The sequence below is a fragment of the Glutamicibacter sp. MNS18 genome (genome assembly GCF_026107515.2).
GTDB lineage: Bacteria > Actinomycetota > Actinomycetes > Actinomycetales > Micrococcaceae > Glutamicibacter.
Genome location: NZ_JAPCHW010000004.1, coordinates 329995 through 353690, shown reverse-complemented (window position 1 = coordinate 353690; position 23696 = coordinate 329995). Strand labels below are relative to the sequence as shown.

Here is a 23696-nt window from a genome sequence, read left to right as displayed (position 1 = left end):
TCATCGTGGCAGGCGTACCCCGCGGGCTTCAAGACGAGGTAGCACCTCGTCACCGAAGTACTCCAACTCGCTGACATAGTCCACGAAGGCCAAGGTCATCCCGGCAAAGCCAGCCTCGTGCAATGCTGCGATCTGGTCTGCTACGTCGTCCGGGGAACCTACCAGCGGCAGTGAGCCGTGCCCGGAGGCGAAACGGTCACGCATGGTCTGCAGCATTTGAGGAGTGAAAGACTGCGCGTGCATCCCCTGCAGACCCATCAGGTAGTCCACCGCTCCCCAGTCCGCATTCTCCTTGGCGTAGTACTCCAGATACTGCTCGGCCTCCTTGCGGGTAGGCCGGCACACAACGTGTCCGAGCGTGAGGACCCCCACCTCGCGATTGTATTCGCTTCGGGCCTGTTCCTTGACCGCAGAGACGATCCCGGCACCGGTCTGGATATCGGGGATGATGGTGAACACGAAGTCCGAGTTCCTGGCGGCATAGGCGCGTCCTTGTCCGGAGGAGCCGGCATTGAGGATCGGGACCTTGTTGCCTCGCGGCTTTGGTTCGGATTCGGCACCACGCAGGGTGAAGTGCTCGGTTTCCATGTTGAAGATCGCCGGTTCCTGCCACGCGGCCAGCACGATATCGTGCCACTCCTGGGCGAAGGCGTAACGGTCATCGTGATCGTGGGGAAGCAGTGAGCCCATGGCCTCATATTCCGGTTGGTTCCATCCAGCCACGATATTCAGCCCCGCCCGCCCGCCGCCGCCGAGCTGGTCCAGGGTAGCCATTTGCTTGGCGGTCACCATGGGATGGTTGAACGCGGTGTGGATGGTGGAGAATACGTTGATCCTCTCGGTACTGCTCAATAACGCAGCAGCCCAGACAACGGGGTCCAGGACGCTGCCATGGAAGTTGGTCTCCCCCTTGTAACCGATCCACCGGGCAATTGGCAGCAGGAAATCGAAGCCGATCCTGTCCGCAAGCCGGGCCATGGCCAGGTTCTCTTCCCAGGTCGCTGCCCAGCGTTCATCGATCTTGGTCACCGCCAGGCCGCCGGAACAATTGGCGGAGAAGAGGCCGAGCTTGAAGTCCTTGTTGTCAAGAATCTGTCGGGTCATTTGGCTGTCCGTTCCATGTGGGGTTTTCATGGTCATCTCATCTCGATCCGGTGCACTTGGCCCACGAGGATCAGGTGGTCCCCGGCCTCGTGGCGTTGAGCGAGGGTGCAATCCATACGTGTCCCCCGGATATCCAGCACCGGAGTGCCCACCAGGCTTCGCTCCACATCCAATCTGTGGAACTTCCGGGTACCACGTGCCGCAAACCGGCTAATCCACTCCTCCTGACCGTCAGCCAGGATATGCACGGAGTATGCACCGGTGGTGCTCCAGGTATCGATGGACGAGGAATTCAGATCCACGCACCAGGACACCAGTGGCGGGTTCAGGGAAACGGAGGTGAAGGAATTGCTCACCAGTCCCACCGGCATCCCCTGGGTTCCCGAGGTGGTGATGATGGTGATTCCGGACTTCCAGGCCCGCATGGCCTCTTTGAGGTCCTGCCCTGTTACCGCTGCGGTGTCTGGCCGATCCATGGTCGAATGCGTCATGATCCGTTCCTCGCTTTGACGATGACCCAACGCTGATGCGTTGTTGAATCAATGGTGGCAAGGACAGTGATCTTGATCTATCCGTTCGGCGCGGTGCGTTATCCGCTTTGCGCCGAGTCGGATTCGTGATGGCCTGCTACTCCTGGACCAGCGCCAACACGCGGGTTGGGGCACCGGTACCGCCGACGATCGGCAGCGGGCAGACAACGATCATGGCACCATTCGACGGCAGCTTGTCCAGGTTCTTCAACGACGTTATACCGTATTTGTCGGCCCCCAGCAGGTAGTAGTGCATCGGGAAGGGAGGTTCCAATGCCCCGGCATTTCCCGCATCAATCCCCACGGTTTCCACACCGATCCCGGAGATCTCCAGTTCATCGGCGATATAACGAGCGCATTCGACCGTGAACCCCGGGGTGTGCGAACCGGTGTCATCAAGGTTCAGGAACGCCTGCTTGTCGTGTCCGTACTGATCCCATCCGGTCCGGAAGAGTAGCCAGGCGTTCGCGGGGAACGGTCCCTTGGCTTCCGCCCTTTCACGCAGATGGTGCACATCAATCAGGAAATCCGGATCCGCTGCCGCTTCCGCGCTGAAGTCCAGCACCACGGCGGGCCCCACCAGGCGTGCCGGGTCCAATTGCGAGACATCCTTTCCATCCCTCCCCGAGATCCAGTGGATCGGGGCATCGATATGGGTACCGATATGCTCACCCGTATGGATGTTGTGGTGCTTCCAGAATGGGCCCGGTTCGTTGTAGGCCGAAACCTCATCGAGACTGAAATCCACGAGGTTCGCGAATGGCTCGGGCAGGACCAACGTCGGGGTATCGGCGGATAACGGCGCGGTGAGATCCACGACTTTCACCGACCCGGATGCCAGTGAGGACAGCACGTTGTTCAAGGGGCTCATGGGTACTCCAATGCCTAGTTGGTTGACGCCGGATGGCGCCGGCCAGGAAATATTGATAGTTTGTGACGATCGTCATACTTTTTCTATTGAATGACAGCTTAGCAGCGCTTGCAGTTCATGGACAGAGGTCTCACGGTTACGGTTCCCACCCTTTCCGGTGCAGCCCACGCCGGATCAATTGTTGGGCCACCAGGTGCCCCGACCCGCCGCCCAGTCCCGGGCCAGGATGCGTGGCCGCACCGATATGCCACAGTCCCTTGACCGGGGAACGACCGGTAGCCAGTCGCGGCGCGGGCCTCCAGAACAGGTTCTGGTACAGGTCCGTGGCACCCCCATAGGGATCTCCGGCCACGGCATTGCGGTTCTGCCGCTCAAGCTCGCGCGGGTTGATCGATGCGCTTGCCAGGACCACCCCACGCAGTCCCGGTGCATGAGTTTCGATCACCGACAGGACACGTTCCAGGTATCCGCGGCTGAGCTCTTCCGTCCATTCGCCGTGGCATTCCAACTCGCCGGCGGCGTCGGCCAGGGGCCGGAATGGAACCTCCTGGAGCTGGATCCACAATGTGGCCTTCCCCTGCGGGGCGCGCGTTGGATCCAACAACGACTGCTGTCCGACCACAATGGTCGGCTCGGCCGGCAACAGTCCGGCCTCGGCTTGGGCGCAGGCGATGGCCGTGGAGTCCGACCCCGTGCTGATGTGGATCAGCGGGGTTCGCCGCAAACGCTGATCCGTCCACGGGACCGGTCCGTTCAATGCCAGATGTACTTGCATGGCCGCCCGCCCCGGCAGGTAACCCTCGGCTTCTGCACGCCGCTTGGCACTGAGCTCCGGCTGCTTGAGCAGGCCGGAGTACAGCTGCGGAACCGAGACCGAAGCAAGTACGCCATACCCGGTTTCAAGGGTGCCCGCAGTGGTGCGCACCGCGGAGGCACGGCCATTGAGGACCTCGATGCCTTCGGCGCGGGTTCCGGTCAGGATCTGTACCCCGTTGTCCAGCAGAAGCGATTCGAACGCCCGGACGAAGTTCGCGGCGCCTCCCTCGACGACCGGCAATCCGAATTGATGCATACTCGCGGCCATCACCGGCAACATGATGCCACCACTGGCTTGGTCCGGGCCCAGCCCTGCATGCAGTAACCACGGTGCCCACAGCTGGTCGGTCTCATTTCCCTTGAACCGACTGCGCGTCAGGTTCCGCCCGCTCATCAGCGCCTGGCGGACCAGTGACTGGGCGCCGTTGTATCCAAGCCGGGCAATGCCCCGGATTGTCTTGGCCAGGCCCGGCCAGTTCGCTTCGTTTCCCAGCGCCGCGAAGACGACCGGCGCCTGCTTGCCGAACTCCTCCATCAGCCGCCGGTAGGCGTCACGATCCTCGGCGAACTCGAAAAGCTCTGCCGTCCGCGCCGGATCCCGGTGCGCGAGTACCGTAGTCGTTCTCCCCCGGGAGTCTGTCCCGGTACTTGCGCAGACCCACGGGGTGTCGGCGTCCTGGAGGTTCCGGTATCGAAGTCCCCGCCGATGGAGCTCTTCACCCAGTTCGGCATAGGCGGCACCGGCCACGAACAGCGGGTGCCATGAGGAGTAGGTGTCGTGGATGAAACCGGGTTTCGTCAGCTCACCCGAATCGATGAAGCCACCGATGCGCTGACGCTCCTCGACCATCGTGACACTGGCCCCGGCACGCGAGAGTTCCGCAGCGGCAACCAATGCATTGATTCCCGAACCGATGATCACATAATCAGCAGTCATGCCCTTCCCTTTCCGCTGCCTAGCTGAAGTCCGGGTGCAGCGCGGTCCGGTGGTAGGCACCGGCATGGAACACCAGGGGATCACCTTCGGCCCGTAGATACTGTTCCACCTCTCCCACATAGATGAAATGGTCCCCCGCATCATGTCTCGCGACCGTTCGGCATTGGAAGGTGGCAACGGCACCATCAAGTACCGGCACCCCGGCAACGCCTTCGGTGTAGTCGACACCCGCGAACTTGTCATCCGAAGGTGTGGCGAATTGCCTGGAAATCATGTGCTGCGAGGATTCCAGGACGTTGATGGCGAAGTGCGTGGAGGATTCGAAATCCGCGAGGCTTGGAGCGAACTTGCTCGGGCACCATAGGACAAGCGGCGGATCCATGGATACCGACGTAAACGAGTTGGCGGTCATGCCGGCCTTGGCCCCTTGCGGGGTACGGGTGGTGACCACGGTGACTCCGGTGGCGAATTGCCCCAGGGTCGAACGGAAGTCTCGCAAGTCCAGCCGGGCACCTTCCTCAGCGACAATCCGGTCCGTGAACTCCTTGGCTTCTTCCTCGTCGAACCACCAGGGAAAGAGGGTTCGCGGGTCGTCGAAGGCGTTGACCAGTGCCGTTGCCAGCGAGTCGTGCTGCTGCGCATTGGCAAGGACCTCGTGTTGCCACGGCTTGCGCTGACGCAGCATCGCATTGGTCCAGGTCGTGGAAAACTGCCCCCAACCTCTCCAGAACTCGTCGAAGGTCCGGGCCATCCAATCTTCATGGAATTCGGCATCCCCATGGACGTTGATCGCCCGGGCATAGTGGTCGGCTGCGATCGTGGCGTTGTTCGACCCCTGGCCGGTCAAAGGATCGTTGAGCATGACCGCATCACCCAGCCCCAGGACATTCCTACCGCTGGGGAGTTTTCCGACCGCCGAACGCACCACCGGGGTAATTCTTCCGCGGAGGCAAGCACCGGGATCATTCAGGACAGCCGCGCGGAACCGCGGATACTCGTGCGGGAAGTACTCCCGCAGCAGTTCCAGGGAGGTTTCCAGATGCTCGGCTGCAGATTGCACGCGATCCCATCGATCCATTGGCCCGCCGGGCACCGCCTCGAAAACCATCATCTGGCACGGCCCGTTGACGCTCAGACCGGGGAAGGTAAAGAACTCACCGACGCCGGGAACCATGTTCATGCGGATCATGGAAGCATCCGTCTCCTCGCGCCTCCCGTGTTCGGGTTTGACGTAGGTTACCGCCACGGCACGCTGCGGGCGGTCGAAAGGCGTCTTGGCGCGATCGGTGGTGAAGACCTGTCCCAGCTCGCCCTTGCCGCTGCAGACGACAACCAGGTCCTGTGTCGCGGTCAGCTCCTCCAATCGCTGCACCCCGACCTTCTCGACACGGAAATCGCCTCCCCGTTCAATGAAGGCCTCAATCCAATGGGCGCACTTGACGCGTTGGTCAACCGACAAAGCGGGCCGGTCCAGGGTGCCTTGCCAATCGACGGCTGGATGTGTTTCGGTTCCCTCGACGTGCAGGTGCATTCCGGTAATTCCCAGATCACCGGTGCTGGCCTGAGCCAGCGACATCGGTTGCTGGACTTGCAACGCTGAGGAAAAAACGCATTGGCTGGAGGTGATGGCTCCGCTTCGGATCTGTTCAGGGTCCCGGTCCGAGTAAAGGGCGACCCGGTGCCCGGCATGCTGCAGGGCAAGGGCAAGTTGGGCACCGGATTCCCCGGCTCCGACGATGGCGATGGTACGCATTGGTTTCTCCTATGGATTATGGATGTTCGGATCCAGGCGACGGCTAGCGAACGGCCGTAAACGATTCCAGATAGGACTTGGCGGCTTCAGGGCTCATGAACCACGAAGCGAAATCAGGCGGGTAATCGAATCCGTTGGCGAAGCGCCGAGCCACCTGCGGGTTTTCCTGTGCGGTACCCAGCAGCTGCAGGGCGTGCGGTGCCGGTGGGGCCAACATGGCATTGGTCCAGGCCGCCACGTGTTTGGCGTAGGCCCAGTAGTCCTCGAAAAGTCCCTGTTTGAAGTCATCGGTGTACGGTGCGTCTTCGTGGGCGAGGATTCCACGCAGGTATGCCGCAGCACATTTGGCGGCATTGTTCGAGCCCTGCCCGGTGATCGGGTCGTTGAGTACCACAACGTCGGCCATGCCCAGCACGGTCCGCCCGGAAGGCAGTGTAGCCAACGGGTGACGTACGGTGGGTGGGAACCGGCCCTGGAGCACACCGCTGGCATCGGTCAGTTCCACCTCGGTGCATCGTTCAGCCTCCCAAGGCAGGTAACGCTTCAGGATGCGTAACGAGTTCTCCAGATGCTCCGCGGGGGCCAGCCCCTTCCAGGAATCCATCTCGGATCCGGGAATTCCCTCGAAGACCATGATTTCGCAGGGGCCCGTGACGGTGAGGGCCGGGAAGACGAAGTACTCCCCCACCCCGGGGATGAGATTGAAGTTCACGGCCGAGTACTCCTCGCGTGGCCTCATTCCATTGACATAGGTCAAGGCCAGTGCCCGCTGTGGAGATGAATAGTGGCTACGCTGGTCATCACGCTGGAACAGCTGGGCGATCTCTCCCTTGCCAGCCGCCACGATGACCAGGTCGCTGTCGCGGGAGTAACGCTCAAGTTCAGCAATCCCTGCATCCTCGAAAACCAGATTCCCGCCCCGCGCCGAAAACACCTCCATGAACGCCGGGAATTTCACTCGCTGGTCAATGGACTGGGCCGGCGCATCCAGCCGGTGCGCCCAGCTGACGGCTTTCACGCCTGGGGCGTCCGGGGGAGCCACGGTGAACGAGATGCCTTCAACCGGTGGCGCGTCCGGCCACAGATCCAGGCCCAACGCACGTTCATGCCCCAGGGCCTGATCGAACATGCATTGGCTTGAGGCGATTGCCCCGTTGCGGATTTGATCCGGGGTGCGGTTCGAAATGAGGTTGACCTCGTAGCCTGCCCCCAGCAGGCCGATGCCCAGCTGTAGTCCGGACTGTCCCGCACCGACGATGGTGATGGTACGTGTTGCCATGCTCGTGTCCTCGTTCCTTTGAGTTATGGGATTTTCCAGTGGTTCTAGGGGGCCGCCAACAGTGGAATGGCCGGCACATTTTGTTCCGGGCCTAGCGCCGAATACCCACCGTCTACCGCCCAGTCGGCCCCGGTGACGAATGAAGCTTCATCGGATAACAGGAAGGCCACCACGTTCCCGATTTCCTCGGGCCTGCCCACCCGGCCGAGCATGTGGAACGGCGCAGCCACGGCATCGGTCTTTTCCAGGTTCCCGCCCGATAACTGATCCATGATCTTCGACCATGTCCACCCCGGACTCACCGAATTGACCCTGATCCCCTCCGCCGCAAGATCCGCGGCCAAGGACCTGGTCACCTGGACGATGGCCGCTTTACTGGCCGGGTAGAGCCAGCGCCCGGTCTGCGCCACAGTGCTTGAAATCGAGGAAAAGTTCACTATGGCCCCGTTCCCCGAGGCTGCCAGCAGGGGCCTGGCGAGCTTACAGAGCATAACGCCGGAAACGACGTTGACATCCAATGCGGTCAACCAGTCACTTCGGGTTGATTCAATGCCCTCGTCAAGATAGCTGCAAGCCAGATTCACCAGGCCGTCCAAGCGGCCGTAGTCTGCCTCGATCCGAGCGACCAGGTCCCTCAAGGCGCTGTCATCGGTGATATCGGTTTCCCGGAAATCCACAGCAGGTTGCAGTTTCACCAGTTCGGCACCGCCCGAGGCATTGATGTCGGCGACCACCACGCGGGCTCCGGCTTCAATCAGGGTTGCCGCTACTCCAACGCCGATTTTGGTCGCACCTCCGGTGACGAGCACGACACGCTCTGCCAGCTTTTTCATCGACATCCCCTCCAGGACATAGTGTGATTCGTGTCATAATTGATGACCTGAATCAAAAGTAGTTCCGCCCGCGAAATGGCACTAGCCAGAATGCGCACCCGACATCCGATTCGCGCACTGCAGTGCACACAGGAGTCCACCGATGCTGAGCCCGCAATATGTTGCACCGTCTCCGCGCCGTGTCTTGAACAGCCTGCCCACACTGGCAACCCCCGATCCGCAAGAGGCCCGTGAGAGAGTCAGCGCCCTGTTCTGTCCGCACGATCTGAAAGCGCTTGGCCCCCGCGGTAGCGTCAAGATGAGCCTGCGCACCACAGGAGCGGGATTCGGCATTCACATCCTGGACTACGGGGCAGCGGTACGCATCAGCCCGCAGGCATTGGAGACCTTCTTCATGGTCCAGGTCCCCTTGGCCGGCAGGGCGGAACTCACCGTGGGGTCCACGGTCTTCGATTCGGATCCGCAGACTGCATCGGTTCCCCCGATTGATCGGGACTTCTCCATGACATGGCAGTCCGGTACGCCGCAGCTGATCATTACGGCACCCCGCCAATCCTTGACCCACGCGGCGGAGTCGCTCTACGGGGCAGGCCTTCAGGCCCTTCTTCACTTGGCACCAACCATGGATACCTCCACCGCCGCCGGACAGTCTTTCATCCGGGCGGTCTACGACTATCACGACCTGCTCAACGAGTCCCCTGCCCCTGCGAACTCCTACACACGGCGCCTTCACGAGGAAATGGTGCTGGCACGGTGGCTACTGGCCACGCAATCGAACTATTCCTCGAGCTTGGCCCAGTGGGAGCAGGCGCGCCCCTCAGCCGGCACATCGGATCTGGTCGCAGATTTTCTCGCAGTGCTGGAGGCACACAGCAACGAGGACCTGACGATGGGCGACCTCGCCGAAGCGCTGGGGGTATCGGTCCGGACCCTGCAAATCGCGGTATCCCGGGAAACGGGCTCGACCCCGTCGCAAATGTTGCGCGACGCCCGGCTACGCCATGCCCATCAGCTACTGCTGGAGGCCACCCCGGGAAGCGTGAGCGTCACCGATATCGCCGAGCGGTGCGGTTTTGGCCACCTGGGACGTTTCGCCCGGGAATACCGGCGCTATTTCGGCTTCCTGCCGTCACAGACCTTGCGCCGGTGAAATCGAGGTTGCGCTGGATGGCGGGCCATCCAGCGCGCCACCGGCGGAGACCCCGAAAGGGCGAAGGGGCTGGGTCAGTGTCCCTTTGCTGGCCCCGGGGAACCTGGTGTCCGCTAGGTGGCAGCCGTCGATGCGAGGTGGGAGCGTATCTCCTCGGGCCACGGGGCCGACGACTCCGCGCCATGCGGCACGCAAACCGTCACGAATTTTCCTTCGGCCGCGAGCACTACACCACGTTCCTTGAATGGATGCCCCCAGACCCTGAAGGAGAAGGACATGGAGCTGCTGCCGACAGCATCCACCCTCACCGCAGTGGTGACATCCTGGCCGAAGTAGAGTTTGGCACGGAAGTCCGCCTCATGGCGCACCCGCGGCGCGATCGCGAAATACGAGTTGAGTCCCGCCTTTCGAAAGAGCCTGGCCTCGGCCGCTTCGACGAACCGCATGATCACCGAATTGTGCTGGTGCCCGGCGGCATCTGTATCCACCCATTCGATGGTTCGCTCGACCTGCGTCCCGGCCGTCCCGCCAGCCAGGAATTCTGCCACCAGTTCGGCAATTTCAGCAGGTTCGGCGGTTGTCTCATTGGATCCCGGTTCGGCCATCATCAAATAATCTCCATGGTGCTATTGTAACGAGCGTCACTTTAACGACATAATACAAGCTATCGTCCATCGACGTTCAAACTACCCCACCCAAGGAGAACGGTATGGCTTCTTCCACAGCGGTTACGGAATGGAACATCCCCAAACGCACCACTGGCATGGTCTTGTTTGCCTGTTGGCTGGCAATTCTGGCCGAAGGCTACGATGTCGGCGTGCTCGGCGCTGTCCTGCCGGCATTGGCCGAATACAAGGAATGGTCGCTATCGCCCATGGAACTGGGCGGACTGGGCGCCTACGCCTTGGTCGGTATGCTGCTCGGTGCCTTGTTTATCGGCACCCTCAGCGACATCATAGGTCGCAAGCGCATGATCCTGCTGTCCATGGCGATCTTTACCGTCACCCAGGCAGGTGCCGCAATGGCCCCGACCCCCGAGCTTTTCGGGCTCTTCCGCTTCCTGGGTGGACTTGGCATGGGCGGCATCATCCCGGTTGCCGCGGCCATGACCATCGAATACTCGGCACCAAAGAAACGATCCCTGAACTACGGGATCATGTATTCGGGCTATTCGCTGGGCATTGTCGCCGCGGCCTTGGTCGCCATGGCCCTGTTGCCCGTGCTCGGCTGGCGCTGGGTGGTTGCGGTCGGCTCCTTGCCGGTGTTGATCCTGCCGGTGATCGCCTGGATGCTTCCCGAATCATTGGAATACCTGGTCTCCAAGGGCAGGATCAAGGAGGCCAAGGCCTTGGCAGCCAAACTGAATGTCCGCAACTACCAGCCGGTCGCACCGGCGAAACCGGCTTCCACCATCCCCTGGCGCGAGGTAGTGTCCTCGATGTTCTCCGGAAAGTACCTGCGCTCGACGATCTTCTTCTGGATCTCGCTGTTCTGCGGCATGGTGCTGGTCTACGGTTTGAACACCTGGCTACCGCAAATCATGCGTGGTGCAGGATACGATCTGGGCTCGTCGCTGACGTTCCTGTTGGTGTTCTCGCTGGCTTCGGCGGCTGGTGGGCTGGCCTTGGGCTTCCTGGCGGACAAGTACGGACAGAAGCCGATCCTGGTTCTCTTCTACCTGCTCGGTGCCGGTGGCATCCTGCTATTGATGTTCCCGAATACCATGTTCATCAACCTGTGCTTTGTCGCCTTTGCCGGTATCGGCTCGATTTCCACTTCGCTGGTCCTCACCGGCTACATTGCCGACTACTATCCGGCCACGCAGCGCGGTACGGCCACCGGCTGGGCCCTGTCCTTCGCCCGCATTGGCGCGATCTCGGGCCCCATCATCGGCGGGTGGATCGCCGCAACGGGTGTGAGTTTCGAGTTCAACTTCATCTTCTTCGCCATCGTCGGCGTGGTGGCCGCCATCGCGGTGGCGCTGATCCCGCCGCGGATCAAGCACACCCCCGTCGTTGATCCGGTCACCGAACGGGAACTGGTGACCGACTGACCACACCCGTGCCGCGGGAGCCATCGTCCGCACTTTCCGATTGCCGTTGTCCCACCGGAACTCGCCGGTAGGACAACGGCTTTCCCGATTGGTCTCGGATTACCCGAAACCTTCCGCGGCCGAACCGGGTGCACCGCTGGCAAGAGATTTATCGCAAATGGCCTGTTGACAGCGGCCTTCAAAGGAGTAGCCTAATCCTTCTGGCCCCGCTGTGAGGGGCGCGACCCTTACTGCTGTAGCGAGGCACCCCATGGCTAGTGGTTCCACCAAGGCAAGCACCATCAAGAAACTCAGCCTACCGGCACTGACCGCAATGGTGGTCGGATCCATGGTCGGTGCCGGCGTCTTCCAGTTACCCGCACGGTTCGCAACCCAAACCGGCGTCTACGGTGCACTGATCGCCTGGAGTGTTGCCGGAGCCGGCATGCTGATGCTGGCCTTTGTCTTCCAGAACCTTGCCAACCGCAAGCCCAAGCTGGACAACGGGGTCTATGTCTATGCGCGGGAAGGATTCGGGGTCTACCCCGGTTTCCTCTCGGCCATCGGTTTCTGGGCCAGTGCCTGCGCGGGCAATGCCTTCTACTGGGTGCTGATCATGACCACCCTGTCCCAGCTGTTCCCGGGTCTGGACCCCGTGGTCGGGCAGGGAGACACCTGGCCGGCCTTCTTCCTCTCCGCGCTGGCGGTGTGGGGGTTCTTCTTCCTCATCCGCCGGGGAACCAAGGAGGCCGCCGGCATCAACCTGATCGTGACCATCGCCAAGCTGGTCCCGTTGGCCCTGTTCCTGCTGCTGGTGATCCTCTACTTCGACCTGGACGTCTTTATCGGAAACCTCACCGGCGGATATGATCTGCCCGGTGGCGACTCCCTCTTCCTGCAGGTCCAGGGCACCATGCTCGTCACGGTCTTCGTCTTCCTCGGAATCGAGGGCGCGAGCGTCTATTCACGCTACGCCAAGAAACGCGCCGATGTCGGCAAGGCCACGGTCCTGGGTTTCCTCTCCGTCCTGGCCCTCTTCGCTTCGATCTCCATCCTGGCCTACGGCATCCTTCCCAAGACCGAAATCGCCCAGCTTCCGCAACCCTCGGTGGGTGGCGTGCTGGAGTACGCGGTGGGTGACTGGGGCGGCGTGGTGATCCGTGTCGGCCTGATCATCTCGGTTCTCGGTGCCTACCTGGCCTGGTAGCTGTTGGCCGCCGACGTGGTGTTCGCCGCAGCCAAGGACGATGACTTGCCCAAGTATTTCAGCCGGCTCAACGATCGCGGGGTTCCGCAGAACGCCGTGTTGTGGACCTCGATCTTCGTCACCGCCATCCTGTTCGCCGTGCAGTTCGTCTCCGATGCCCTGGATTTCACGCTGGACCTGACCGCAGCGCTGGCCCTGTTGCCGTTCGCGTTGGCCTCCGGCTATGCAGTCAAGATCGCCTTGCGCCATGACGGGTACCGGCCCGGTGACCCCAAACGCACCACCGAGCTGGTCATTGCGGTGCTTTCGCTGGTCTACACGGTATTCCTGCTTTGGGCTGCAGGCTACGTTTTCCTCTTCCTTTCTGGGATCCTGCTGGCCCCGGCCAGCATCCTCTATTGGAGGGCGCGACGCGAACAGGGCGTGAAGATCTTCACCGGTTCCGGACTTGTGGTTTTCGCTCTGGTGGTCATCTGCGCGGTCATCGGAGTCATACTGCTCAGCACCGGATTTGTCCAAATCTAACTCGCCTTCACCTACCGAAAGGCCTGGCATGCCAACGCATCAGCATGGAGTGTAGTCAGAAGTCGGCAAGCTCAACAAAGTCCTGGTCTGCCGCCCCGGTCTCGGCCATGAAAGGCTGACCCCAAGCAACAATGACGACCTGCTTTTCGACGACCTGCTCTGGGTCCACAATGCCAAACGCGACCACCACGATTTCGTGTTGAAGCTGCAAAGCCGCGGCGTGGAAGTCGTCGAACTGCACGATCGTCTGGCCGAGACACTGGCCCAGCCGGGGGCCAAAGCCTGGCTACTGGACCGGAAGATCATCGCCAACGAGGTCGGTCTGGGACTCATGAACGAAACCCGGGCCTTCCTGGAAACCCTGGAAAACTCACTGCTGGCCGAATACCTGATCGGTGGCCTGTCCACCCGCGAGCTGCCGGCAGAATTCCGCAACGGCTACATCGCGTTAGCCAGGGAATCTCTGGGTATCAACGAATACCTGATGCCACCGTTGCCCAATACCCTCTATACCCGGGATACCACCAGCTGGATCTACGGCGGGGTGACCCTGAACCCGCTGTACTGGCCGGCCCGCCACGACGAGACCCTGATCATGAAGGCGATCTACCGGTTCCATCCCGACTACAGTGACAGCACCATCTGGTGGGGTGATCCCGAGCAGGACTGGGGTCAGGCCACCCTGGAAGGCGGTGACATCATGCCCGTGGGCAACGGTGCGGTACTGGTCGGAATGAGTGAACGCACCAGCCGGCAGGCCATCACCCAGCTGGCCACGAGCCTCTTCGATGCAGGCGCCGCGCAGCGCGTGGTCATCGCCGGGATGCCGAAGCTGCGCGCGGCCATGCACCTGGATACCGTATTCACCTTTGCCGACCGTGACCTGGTGACCTACTACCCCGACATAGTTGACGGGATCCACACCTTTTCGCTACGTCCTTCCGACAACGGTCCAGTCGAGGTGACCGAGGAGAAGTCCTCCTTCATCGATGTCGTGGCCGATGCCCTGGGCCTGAAGCAATTGCGTGCCATCGAACCCGGCGGCGGCTGGTATGCCGGCGAGCGCCAGCAGTGGGACAGCGGCAACAACGTGGTCGCCGCCGAGCCGGGGGTGGTCTTCGCCTACGACCGTAATACGAATACCAATACCCTGTTGCGCAAGGCCGGGGTGGAAGTCATCACGATCGTCGGGGCCGAGCTGGGCCGGGGGCGCGGTGGCGGGCACTGCATGACCGGGCCGATTTCCCGCGACGCGGTCCAGTACTAGCAGCCGGTCTGCCCGGTCGGTTGCCTCGAACCGGCCGGAGAAGGGACCGGCGCCGAAGTCACGCCGTCACAGGCGTGGATCGATCGGTTCGGATTCAAGGGCCAGGACACCGAACACCATCTGATGCACCTTCCACAGCGGTTCGCCTGCTACGGTCAAGCGCAGGGCTTCCAACCCGAGACGGTATTCCTGCAGTGCCCGGGAACGCTTGCGGTCGGTTGCCCGATGCCGCAGGCGTTCGAGGTTTCCCTCATCCAGGTAATCCGCCCCGTAGATCAGCCGCAGGTACTCGCGGCCGCGCACCTTGATGCCCGGCTGGACCACACCTTTGCCACCACGGGTGAGGTTCTGCCACGGCTTGACAACCATGCCTTCACCGCCGGCTGCCGTCAGCTCTTCCCACCACTGCACGGCCGCAGCGATCGATCCGGCATCATCCAGCTGGACACGTAGCCAGTTGGTCGGCGCAAAGAGGTCTGCCCCGGCTGCGACCAGCCGTTGCCCGATCCCCAAATGCCACCCATGCTCCCGGGTTTCGAAACTCCCACTTTCCGCGGCCAGCACCTGGAAGGAGGCGAACCGCAGGTCCCCGGGATCACCGACATAGCGCCGGTAGGACTCCCGGAAGGCCAACGCATTCCCATGGCGGGTCCCTGTTCGTTCCAGCAATCCACCAACGTCCAGCCCCTGCGCCGCGGCACGTTCAAGTACCCGGACTGCGGCGCCGGTTGCTTTGATCCCGGCAGCACCAACCGAGGCATAGGTGTCCTTAATCAGGGACTCGGCCTTCAACGACCAGGGCAGCAGTTCTCCGTCGAGGATCACCCAATCGCTGTCCAGCTCGTCCCACAACCCGATCGAGTCGCAGATTTCATGGGCTCGCTGCAGCAGCAGACGTTCAGTCATCTCGTCCACGAACTGCCGGCCGGTGCGGGTGTGCACGGTGCCCAGCCAACCAACCGGTGCGTCAAAACGTGCCGGGTCACGGCTGAGCAGCATGACCGCTCGGGATCCCATATGCTTTTCCTCGCAGACCAGCTCGTTAATGCCCTGTTTGCGGTAGTAGGCAAATGCCTCGTCCGGGTGCTCCAGGTATCCGGTTCGGGTCGAGGAATCGGCCGGTGACATGGTAGGCGGCAGGTAGCGTAGCCATCGCGGGTCGATAGCGTAGCGGCTCATGGTTTCCAACGCCCCGGCGGCCTGCTGAGCGCTGATCCGTACCGTCCCCAGATCGCCCGTCTCCAGGTGCAGCGGCCCGGTGACATCACCCATGGTCAGCAATCCGGGCTCCCGCTGTGGCCCGTGCGGGGACTGCAGCGGCCTGATGGGATCGCTCCAGGTTCGCAGGGCGTCAACCGCCACCACTTCGCGTTCGGGATATCGCATGGCAGTCAGCTGCCCGCCGAAAACACAGCCGGTGTCCAAGCAGGCGGTGTTGTTGATCCAGGCGACCTCGGTGACCGGGGTATGGCCGTAGAGCACGGCTGCCGCACCCCGGTAGTCCTTGGCCCACGGGTAGCGCACCGGCAGCCCGTATTCGTCCTTCTCCCCATCGACCTGACCGTAGAGGGCAAAGGCCCGCACCCGCCGGGACGCGCGCCCCTGGTACTTTTCGATCAGCCCGGCATGGGCGATGACCAGGTTGCCGTCATCCAGCACCAGATGCGAGGTCAGCGCTGCGCAGAAGTCCTTGGCTGCCCGGGTGAATTCCGGCCCCTCGGCCTCGAGCTCTTGAAGGGTTCGTTCCAGCCCATGGCCAAGGGATACCTTGGTACCGCGCAGGGCACGTACCAGCTTGTCCTCGTGGTTTCCCGGGACGGCCATGGCGTTACCGGAATTGACCATGCCCATGGCCAGACGCAACACGCCGACCGATTCCGGGCCCCGGTCCACCAGATCACCAACGAAGATTGCCCGACGGCCTGCGGGATGGCTGGCATCCACGGCCCGGTCCGCCTTGTCCCGGGACACGGAATAGCCCAGACGTTCCAACAACATCAGCAACTCGTCAAGGCAACCATGCACATCGCCGATCACATCGAATGGGCCGTGCTCGTCCTTGAAGTCGTTCAGCAACCTGTGACGGCGAATCGATGCCGCATCCATGCCCGCGATTCCGGAAAGGACATGGACCCGCGCGAAACCTTCCTTGCGGATGCCGCGCAGGGACTTGCGCAGCTGTTGCTGTTGGCGTTCGATCGCACCGCGTGGCACGGTCTTCTCGCCACGTCCCTCGTTGCGTTCCAGGCATACGGAGATGGGAAGGTCCAGCACTATGGCCGAGACCAGCACGTCGTGTTCCCGGGCCAGCTCGATCAGGCCCCGCCGGGCCGATCGTTGGACGTTGGTGGCATCGATGACCGTGAGCAGGCCGGCTTCCAAGCGTTTGCCGGCCACGAAATGCAGGGCCTCGAACGCAGGAGTCGTGACGGCCTGGTTCGTCTCGTCATTGCCAACCAGCCCTCGGAAATAGTCGCTGGAGAGCACCTCGAACTTGTCGAAATGCCTGGCGGCGAAACTGGACTTCCCGGATCCGGATACACCGATGAGCAGCACCAGCCCGCTTTCCGGGATCAATAGTTCGCTCATGCCGTTTCCTTTCGGAAGATTGCCATCTGGGTGGAGGTCCCGTGGTGTTTCGATTCGCCACCGATCCCCCGGTATTCGACCTGGTAGTTGAAGTCCGCGGCCACGGATTCGGCCCACTGCCTGAATTCGGACCTGGTCCATTCAAAGCGGTGGTCATCATGGCGCATGGTACCGGCAGCCAGATCCGGGTAGAGGGCGTTGAACTCTGCGTTGGGCGTGGTGACAATGACCGAGTGCGGGGCCACGGAACCGAAAATGGATCGTACAAGAGCACCGAGCCGTGAAGGCTCAATGTGCTCGATCACCTCCATCAGGACCACCGCGTCGAACCCGACCAACCGGTCGTCGCTGTAGAGGGCCGAACTGTGCAACAGTTCGATTCGCGCGCGTTCAGCATCGGAGGACTCCTCCAGGTGCAAGGATCTTGCGGCCTGCTCCAGTGAGCGGGCTGACACGTCCGTCCCCATGATTTTGGTGAAGAACCGGTCCGCTTGCAGCCTGCGCAGCAGTGCACCGGGCCCACAACCTACATCCACCACGCGTTGTGCTCCGCAGTCCTTGAGTGCCGTCAGTACCGCCTCGGCGCGCTGGACACGCAACGGTGCCCGAGCGCTGCTGTGTTCGCCCTCCCAGGCGCTTCCGGTGGAGTCGTCGGACTGCGGTGTTGCCTTCATTCCGCTGGTGGCCAGGGCCACCAGGTCTTTTTGATGTGCCAGGTAACGGTAACTAATCACGTCCCGTTCCGGATGGTTTTCAAGCCACCCTTCTCCCTGTCGCGCCAATTTCGCCGCTTCGTCGTCATTGACCCAATAGTGTTTGGAATCGTCGAGCACCGGGAGCAGCACGTAGAGCTGACGCAGGGCATGGTCCAGTCGAACCTGACCGCTCAGCACAAGACTGCTGTACCGCGATGGGCCCCACTGCGGGTATTGCCCGTCCAGGGCAATGGGCTCCTGTTCGACGGACCACCCCAGGGGAGCGAAAAGCCTGCTCGCCAGGTCTTGTCCATCTCGGCCCCGTGTGGAGATCACCTGAAGCCCGATGCGCAGCGGCAATTCGGCCGCCGCCAGTTCGGGGTAGCTTTCGCTGGTGCCGGTCATGGCGCTGCGCAACACCTTGCCGATGGCCACGGACATCAGGCTGGAGGCCACAAAGGGACGGTCGTTGATGTAGTAGTCAAGCATGCCGCTGTCGCCGCGGAACCGCTTGTTGCGCACCAACCCGATTGGGTCCACTTCCACCATAAGTGCCGCAGTGGTGCGTTCTGCGGAAACCTCGGGATAGAACACGTGTGCTTGGCCGATGGGTAGTGAAAAGGCCTGCACTTTCCCGGGATGTTTGCGCAACAGGTGTGAGAGCGCGGTGGCATCGATGTCCATTCCACCCGCTGCTTCCAAAGTGATTGTCAGTAGCACGAGCCTTCTTCCTGCCGGGCCCAGCAGTCCCCTGTTGGACGGTTGTTGACAATATTACGCATGAACTCGAATAAAAACCCCTAATCGGAAGCATGTTGTTGCTGTGGTTACGTTGGGAGGGGGCGCATGTGCGCGGCTGACACCGTGGTTTTGACAAGCCGGTTTGGTCCGGCCACTGGCGGGCGTGCAGTCCCGTCTAGCGCACACCGAGGGCCAGCCGTGAAGCTAAAATTGAGGGGGACTTCAAACCGTTCCGTTTGGAGCCAACTGCGCGAAGGGAAATCAATGCCGGGTCCGAACACCCTCTACGTTTTCGCCCACGAGGGCGAAGCCACCGCTTTTTCCGATGTGGAACATCTGGTGACCGGCATCGGGAAAATCAACGGTGCCGTAGCCTTGGCAGGAGCACTGGCCCAGGGCGGGATCGACAACGTCGTGGTCATGGGTACCGCCGGAGTCGTTGCCGACGGAGAGATGCGCCCGGATATGGATACCGTCTACCAAGTCACGAAGGTCATCCAGCATGACTTCCCGCTGGAATCAGAACAGCTGGTTCCTGCCGGAGACGTGATACTTCCACAACAACAGCTGGTCATGGCCACCGGGGACGTGTTCGTCAGCGATGATGAGCAACGTGCCAGAATCGCCAGTCTGCAAGCCTCCCTGGTGGATATGGAAGGCTACGCCTACGCCAGCGTCTGTGCCCGGTTCGCGGTGCCCCTGCAGATTTTCAAGGTCCCCTCGGACTTTGCCGATAGCAGTACCACCATTGATGATTGGTTCGCGGTGGTCGCCCGCAAGAGTGCCCAGCTGCGCTCATTCTGGGAACAACATCTCAACTAATCCGAGAAGGTGGATCACCTCTCGAATATGGCGAAAGCTGGCACTCAACGACAGGGAACGGAATTCATTGGTCCCCCACGCGATAGCCGCCGTTTCGACCCTCCACATGAATTGCCGCACCCACCACCGGTGTTCCCAGTCCGGGTGCCTTCAAGCACTTCATGGATGATACCGGCTAGCCGAATGGACTCGCACCGCTCTCCGGCGTAGCCGGGGGCTCGATCCGCTGATCCGGAGTGGTTGCATTCCCGTACCTGGGTTTGGAAACGTCAACGACCTGAACTTTCACCGGGGAAGAAAAAGCCCGGATCTTTTCCGGTGATTGCCCCTTCAACACCCAGGCGTTGGCCTTGGGAACCAACATTTCACGGGCGATGATTTTCTGGGCACTGGCCTCCGAGTACAGACTTGGCGATATGCCGAAGCGGGTGGCAACCTCTACCGGCGGCCCACCTTGGATCTGTACGTTATCCGCCAGACCGTAACGTGGTGAAGGCCTGAACGTAATCTTGCCTGCCTTTTTCCCGGATGGTCCGATTACCGGATTCATTGCGACAGCCTCCAATCTCGTTCAAAACTTGCAGCTGGCGGATTGTTCCCAAAGAACAGCGTGTATCCCAGTCTATGCCAAAATCCTGCATAGAGTCTGAGCAGCATGATCACCCAAACGAGCACGACAAGCACGGTACCGGCGATCCACACGTCGCGAACCACGAGGTTGTCATCCACCAAGATCGGTGCGGCAGCCATGCCCAGCAGCGCCACGGCATAGGCGAGCAAGGCGATCCGATGAACCAATGTCATGGGCTGTCCGAGGCTGTGGTCGGCCTTGGTCGATACGTAGCCCAGAACGACGGCGGGAATCGATAGCAGCAGCGTGATCGCTCCGCTATCGGCACCCAGAACGATGTTGCCCCTGACGGCGGAGCTCAGTATGGCCACACACAGCAGGGAAACGAGTAATCCGCCGACCATGGAAGCCCAAAAGGCATCATTGCGTGCCCCTTCTAGCTCGACCCAGGCGTCTGGTCGATAGGGAGGCATCAGGTACGACCCATTCAGGTGAAGTGTGGTATCCGTCGGCGTTGCCACCTCATGATCCGGCTCGATCGCGAATGCCTGCCTCCCCTGCTCATCTATACCCAGGCCGATCGACCCGGGAATACTCATCCCCAGGCATCGCACATTCGATGGCAGTCGAAGCTCGATGTGGTACGACTGGGTATCACTGGCAGCGGTCATCGGAAGCCGCAGGGAACGGCGCCCCTTGATGAATGATCCAAACCGGTTACCCACGATCCTGAATTCCCACAGATACGAAACCTTGATGATGATCCGGCGTCCGAGGTCGCGGAACGGGATCAATACGCATAGGAGGAATCCCGTGGAAAGATTGCGGATCAATTCCGGAAGCTGTCCCTGCATGATGAGCAACTCGGGGTCAAGGACGCGTACTCCGTCATATGTTCCCTGTTCGATCAATTGACCGGCGATGAGACCTGCGTCATCCGAACTGCCGACGATCTCAGTGATCGCTGCCATCATGCCACGGGCATCCTGGACCAAGTTCTCAACACTGAGCAGGCAATACGCCAGGATCCCTGCGGAAAGCTCGGTACTCTGGCGATGCGTCAGGATGGTTAACGCGGTAGCACTGGCCGAACGGGCATCAAACTCCTGGAGACTGGACTTCTGGACGATGGCAACTGGCAGCAGTGCCTGGTCCTCCTGATCGATGTACCCGGAGCCACGCAATCCGGGATCCACTGCAAACCGTGTATCCAGCACTGGCGTGCAGTCCATCGAGTGGTGGACCCGTCCGCGATCTTCATCGATCGGGATATAGCTGTCCTTCCTTCGGTGACACCACGAATTCCAGGACAGGATCGCATCGGCCATGGCCGCAACCAAGGCCTGTTCCGGATCAATGTCGTTTTCGCCCGTCATCGAGTCCCCTATTCGCGAAGAACGCCTTGCACCTTATGCTAGATGATTGCGCGAATCCTGGCCGCGGATTTCCTTAAAGACGACATCCCGCCCGGCCGAATACGGCCAGGCGGGATGTCTTTGCGCAATTGCCGAAGACTACTCGGCCGCTACGGCCACAGCCTCTTCCTCAACCACCGGAGCAAGCGACAGCTTGCCACGGTCATCGATCTTGGTGATCTCGACCTGGATCTTCTGACCCACCGAGACGACATCCTCGACATCATCCACGCGCTTGCCGTCGTTGATCTTACGCAGCTCGGAGATGTGCAGCAGGCCGTCCTTGCCCGGGGTCAACGAAACGAACGCACCAAAGGTGGTCAGCTTCACGACGGTACCCAGGTAACGTTCGCCGATCTCAGGAACCTGGGGGTTGGCGATGGCGTTGATGGCCGAACGGGCGGCTTCGGCGGCAGTGCCGTCGGTGGCGCCAATCAGCACGGTGCCGTCGTCCTCGATCGAGATATCGGCGCCGGTGTCTTCCTGGATCTGGTTGATCATCTTGCCCTTCGGACCGATGACCTCGCCGATCTTGTCAACCGGGATCTTCACCGAGATGATGCGAGGAGCGTTGACGCTCAGCTCATCAGGGGTGTCGATGGCCTGGTTGATGACGTTCAGGATATGCAGACGGGCTTCGCGGGCCTGGGTCAACGCGGCACCGAGCACCGAGGCCGGCAGGCCATCGAGCTTGGTGTCCAGCTGGATCGCGGTGATGAACTCGGAAGTTCCTGCCACCTTGAAGTCCATGTCGCCCATGGCGTCTTCGGCGCCCAGGATGTCGGTCAGGGCGGCGTAACGGGTTTCCCCGTCCACGGTGTCCGAAACCAGGCCCATGGCGATACCGGCGACGGCTGCCTTCAAAGGCACACCGGCGTTCAGCAGCGACAGGGTCGAGGCGCAGACCGAACCCATTGAGGTCGAGCCGTTGGAGCCCAGCGCCTCGGAAACCTGGCGGATGGCGTACGGGAAGTCTTCACGCGAGGGCAGAACGGGCACGATCGCACGCTCGGCCAGGGCGCCGTGACCGATTTCGCGGCGCTTCGGCGAACCAACGCGGCCGGTTTCGCCGGTCGAGTAAGGCGGGAAGTTGTAGTTGTGCATGTAGCGCTTGGAGGTGACCGGGCTCAGCGAGTCGATCTGCTGCTCCATCTTGAGCATGTTCAAGGTGGTCACGCCCATGATCTGGGTCTCGCCGCGCTCGAAGATCGCCGAACCGTGCACGCGAGGCAGGACCTCGACCTCGGCGGAGAGCTGGCGGATGTCCGCCAGGCCACGGCCGTCGATGCGGACCTGCTCGGTCAGGATGCGCTGGCGCACTACCTGCTTGGTCACGGCGCCGAAGGCCTTGGAGATCTCACCGGCGCGCTCGGCGAAGTCCTTGCCCTCGCCAGCCAGCTGCTCAACGATTTCTTCCTTGTACGCGCTGGCGGTGTTGTCGCGGTCCTGCTTGTCGGCGATCTGGTAGATCTCGGTCAGGCGGGCGGCTGCGGCAGCCTCCACGGCGGCGTAGGCGTCTTCCTCGTAGTCGCGGAAGACAGGGAATTCAACGGTTTCCTTGGCGGCGCGGGAAGCCAGGTCGGCCTGGGCCTCGCACAGGACCTTGATGAATGGCTTGGCGGCGTCCAGGCCTTCGGCCACAACCTCTTCGGTCGGTGCCTGGATCCCGCGTTCCTTGATCAGTTCCCAGGCGTTGTCGGTGGCCTCGGCCTCAACCATCATGATGGCCACGTCGTCACCGGCAACACGTCCGGCTACCACCATGTTGAACACGGCGTTCTTCAGTTCGGAGTGGCGCGGGAAGGCTACCCACTGGGCACCGTTGCCATCGTCGACCAGGGCGACACGCACGCCGCCGATCGGGCCGGAGAACGGCAGGCCCGAGAGCTGGGTCGACATCGAGGAGGCGTTGATGGCCACCACGTCGTACAGTTCATCCGGGTCGATAGCCAGAACGGTGACGACCACCTGGACCTCGTTACGCAGGCCCTTGACGAAAGCCGGGCGCAGCGGGCGGTCCATCAGGCGGCAGGCCAGGATGGCTTCGGTCGACGGGCGACCTTCGCGGCGGAAGAAGCTGCCCGGGATACGGCCGGCAGCGTACATGCGCTCCTCGACGTCCACGGTCAGCGGGAAGAAGTCGAAGCCCTCGCGTGGGTGCTTGCCGGCGGTGGTGGCCGAGAGCAGCGCGGTCTCTTCGTCGATGTAGACCATGGCCGCACCTGCGGCCTGCTTGGCCAGGCGGCCGGTCTCGAAGCGGATGGTGCGCTGGCCGAATCGGCCGTTGTCGATGACTGCTTCAGCGAATTGGATTTCTGGACCCTCCATTAAGGGGGTGCTCCTTTCGATCGCTCCCGGAAAGATCACGGCGAACCGTTGCGGTCCCACCCAGATCTGGTCTTCGATCGAGACTCGCGCTTAGACACCAATGCGCGTAAGCGAAAGCCACTACCGAGGACCGCGATGCTGGCGGTACAGGACCAACGGTCACGTGGTCATGGGAGATATTTGTCTTGGGGCTATCCGCAAGATACGGTAGCCCACCTACAAGCCTACCGG

The 23696-nt window shown here is 61.8% G+C and carries 16 protein-coding genes and 2 pseudogenes; 5 read left to right on the top strand and 13 right to left on the bottom strand.

Annotation, left to right across the window (positions count from 1 at the left end; genetic code table 11):
• The 7 genes from OK351_RS07320 to OK351_RS07290 form a co-directional block, all read right to left on the bottom strand.
• A complete protein-coding gene (locus OK351_RS07320) occupies nt 1-1104 on the bottom strand; it encodes an LLM class flavin-dependent oxidoreductase (protein ID WP_265157356.1) in 1104 nt (367 codons plus the stop codon).
• Nucleotides 1105-1136: 32 nt separating this feature from the next.
• Entirely contained in the window at nt 1137-1595 is a 459-nt protein-coding gene (locus tag OK351_RS07315) for a flavin reductase family protein (RefSeq protein WP_265157353.1), read from the bottom strand.
• 136 nt (nt 1596-1731) lie between these two features.
• Nucleotides 1732-2505 carry a cyclase family protein gene (locus tag OK351_RS07310; RefSeq protein ID WP_265157351.1) on the bottom strand — a complete coding sequence of 258 codons (774 nt, stop codon included), beginning with the start codon at nt 2503-2505 and terminating at the stop codon, nt 1732-1734.
• 136 nt (nt 2506-2641) lie between these two features.
• Nucleotides 2642-4258, bottom strand: a complete 1617-nt coding sequence (locus tag OK351_RS07305; protein WP_265157349.1) for a phytoene desaturase family protein — start codon at nt 4256-4258, stop codon at nt 2642-2644.
• 19 nt (nt 4259-4277) lie between these two features.
• Nucleotides 4278-6011, bottom strand: a complete 1734-nt coding sequence (locus OK351_RS07300) for a flavin reductase (RefSeq protein WP_265157347.1) — start codon at nt 6009-6011, stop codon at nt 4278-4280.
• 43 nt (nt 6012-6054) lie between these two features.
• Complete coding sequence (locus tag OK351_RS07295; RefSeq protein WP_265157345.1) at nt 6055-7290, bottom strand: styrene monooxygenase/indole monooxygenase family protein; 1236 nt, start codon at nt 7288-7290, stop codon at nt 6055-6057.
• A gap of 44 nt (nt 7291-7334) precedes the next feature.
• Entirely contained in the window at nt 7335-8123 is a 789-nt protein-coding gene (locus tag OK351_RS07290; protein WP_265157343.1) for an SDR family oxidoreductase, read from the bottom strand.
• A 142-nt stretch (nt 8124-8265) separates the two neighbouring features.
• Between OK351_RS07290 and OK351_RS07285 the strand changes: the two genes are divergently transcribed.
• A complete protein-coding gene (locus OK351_RS07285) occupies nt 8266-9273 on the top strand; it encodes an AraC family transcriptional regulator (protein WP_265157341.1) in 1008 nt (335 codons plus the stop codon).
• 113 nt (nt 9274-9386) lie between these two features.
• On the opposite strand, the gene OK351_RS07280 is transcribed toward OK351_RS07285, so the two are convergent.
• Nucleotides 9387-9881, bottom strand: coding sequence for an acyl-CoA thioesterase (locus OK351_RS07280; RefSeq protein ID WP_265157339.1), 495 nt, complete (start codon nt 9879-9881; stop codon nt 9387-9389).
• Between the two features lie 101 nt (nt 9882-9982).
• On the opposite strand from OK351_RS07280, the gene OK351_RS07275 reads away from it, so the two are divergent.
• From OK351_RS07275 to OK351_RS07260, 3 genes and pseudogenes are all read left to right on the top strand, one after another.
• On the top strand, nt 9983-11326 hold the full coding sequence (locus OK351_RS07275) for an MFS transporter (protein ID WP_265157337.1): 1344 nt from the start codon (nt 9983-9985) through the stop codon (nt 11324-11326).
• Nucleotides 11327-11576: 250 nt separating this feature from the next.
• Nucleotides 11577-13037, top strand: a pseudogene (locus OK351_RS17935) (basic amino acid/polyamine antiporter).
• A 28-nt stretch (nt 13038-13065) separates the two neighbouring features.
• Nucleotides 13066-14304, top strand: a pseudogene (locus tag OK351_RS07260) (arginine deiminase).
• A 66-nt stretch (nt 14305-14370) separates the two neighbouring features.
• Here OK351_RS07260 and OK351_RS07255 read toward each other — a convergent pair.
• Together OK351_RS07255 and OK351_RS07250 are read right to left on the bottom strand one after the other, a co-directional pair.
• On the bottom strand, nt 14371-16893 hold the full coding sequence (locus tag OK351_RS07255; RefSeq protein ID WP_265157335.1) for a polynucleotide kinase-phosphatase: 2523 nt from the start codon (nt 16891-16893) through the stop codon (nt 14371-14373).
• Nucleotides 16890-18308, bottom strand: a complete 1419-nt coding sequence (locus OK351_RS07250) for a 3' terminal RNA ribose 2'-O-methyltransferase Hen1 (RefSeq protein WP_265157331.1) — start codon at nt 18306-18308, stop codon at nt 16890-16892. The genes OK351_RS07255 and OK351_RS07250 overlap by 4 nt, the downstream gene beginning before the upstream one ends.
• Before the next feature lie 285 nt (nt 18309-18593).
• Between OK351_RS07250 and OK351_RS07245 the strand changes: the two genes are divergently transcribed.
• The gene (locus tag OK351_RS07245; RefSeq protein ID WP_265157329.1) at nt 18594-19151 is read left to right on the top strand and encodes a phosphorylase family protein; all 558 of its coding nucleotides are present in this window, start codon (nt 18594-18596) and stop codon (nt 19149-19151) included.
• Nucleotides 19152-19326: 175 nt separating this feature from the next.
• Here the strand turns inward: OK351_RS07245 and OK351_RS07240 are convergent, their stop codons facing one another.
• The 3 genes from OK351_RS07240 to OK351_RS07230 all read right to left on the bottom strand — a co-directional run bounded on the left by OK351_RS07240 (nt 19327) and on the right by OK351_RS07230 (nt 23465).
• Nucleotides 19327-19701: a hypothetical protein gene (locus OK351_RS07240; RefSeq protein WP_265157327.1), complete on the bottom strand. Its 375-nt coding sequence runs from the start codon at nt 19699-19701 to the stop codon at nt 19327-19329.
• The gene (locus OK351_RS07235) at nt 19698-21098 is read right to left on the bottom strand and encodes a hypothetical protein (RefSeq protein WP_265157326.1); all 1401 of its coding nucleotides are present in this window, start codon (nt 21096-21098) and stop codon (nt 19698-19700) included. Before OK351_RS07235 ends, OK351_RS07240 begins: the two co-directional genes overlap by 4 nt.
• Nucleotides 21099-21236: 138 nt before the next feature.
• Entirely contained in the window at nt 21237-23465 is a 2229-nt protein-coding gene (locus OK351_RS07230; RefSeq protein ID WP_265157323.1) for a polyribonucleotide nucleotidyltransferase, read from the bottom strand.
• Between the last annotated feature and the right edge of the window lie 231 nt (nt 23466-23696).

Excerpts from the sequence above, each read along its gene's own strand:
- OK351_RS07320 (WP_265157356.1), bottom strand. The coding sequence starts at position 1,104 with ATGACCCGACAGATTCTTGACAACAAGGACTTCAAGCTCGGCCTCTTC.
- OK351_RS07315 (WP_265157353.1), bottom strand. The coding sequence starts at position 1,595 with ATGACGCATTCGACCATGGATCGGCCAGACACCGCAGCGGTAACAGGG.
- OK351_RS07310 (WP_265157351.1), bottom strand. The coding sequence starts at position 2,505 with ATGAGCCCCTTGAACAACGTGCTGTCCTCACTGGCATCCGGGTCGGTG.
- OK351_RS07305 (WP_265157349.1), bottom strand. The coding sequence starts at position 4,258 with ATGACTGCTGATTATGTGATCATCGGTTCGGGAATCAATGCATTGGTT.
- OK351_RS07300 (WP_265157347.1), bottom strand. The coding sequence starts at position 6,011 with ATGCGTACCATCGCCATCGTCGGAGCCGGGGAATCCGGTGCCCAACTT.
- OK351_RS07295 (WP_265157345.1), bottom strand. The coding sequence starts at position 7,290 with ATGGCAACACGTACCATCACCATCGTCGGTGCGGGACAGTCCGGACTA.
- OK351_RS07290 (WP_265157343.1), bottom strand. The coding sequence starts at position 8,123 with ATGAAAAAGCTGGCAGAGCGTGTCGTGCTCGTCACCGGAGGTGCGACC.
- OK351_RS07285 (WP_265157341.1), top strand. The coding sequence starts at position 8,266 with ATGCTGAGCCCGCAATATGTTGCACCGTCTCCGCGCCGTGTCTTGAAC.
- OK351_RS07280 (WP_265157339.1), bottom strand. The coding sequence starts at position 9,881 with ATGATGGCCGAACCGGGATCCAATGAGACAACCGCCGAACCTGCTGAA.
- OK351_RS07275 (WP_265157337.1), top strand. The coding sequence starts at position 9,983 with ATGGCTTCTTCCACAGCGGTTACGGAATGGAACATCCCCAAACGCACC.
- OK351_RS07255 (WP_265157335.1), bottom strand. The coding sequence starts at position 16,893 with ATGAGCGAACTATTGATCCCGGAAAGCGGGCTGGTGCTGCTCATCGGT.
- OK351_RS07245 (WP_265157329.1), top strand. The coding sequence starts at position 18,594 with ATGCCGGGTCCGAACACCCTCTACGTTTTCGCCCACGAGGGCGAAGCC.
- OK351_RS07240 (WP_265157327.1), bottom strand. The coding sequence starts at position 19,701 with ATGAATCCGGTAATCGGACCATCCGGGAAAAAGGCAGGCAAGATTACG.
- OK351_RS07235 (WP_265157326.1), bottom strand. The coding sequence starts at position 21,098 with ATGACGGGCGAAAACGACATTGATCCGGAACAGGCCTTGGTTGCGGCC.
- OK351_RS07230 (WP_265157323.1), bottom strand. The coding sequence starts at position 23,465 with ATGGAGGGTCCAGAAATCCAATTCGCTGAAGCAGTCATCGACAACGGC.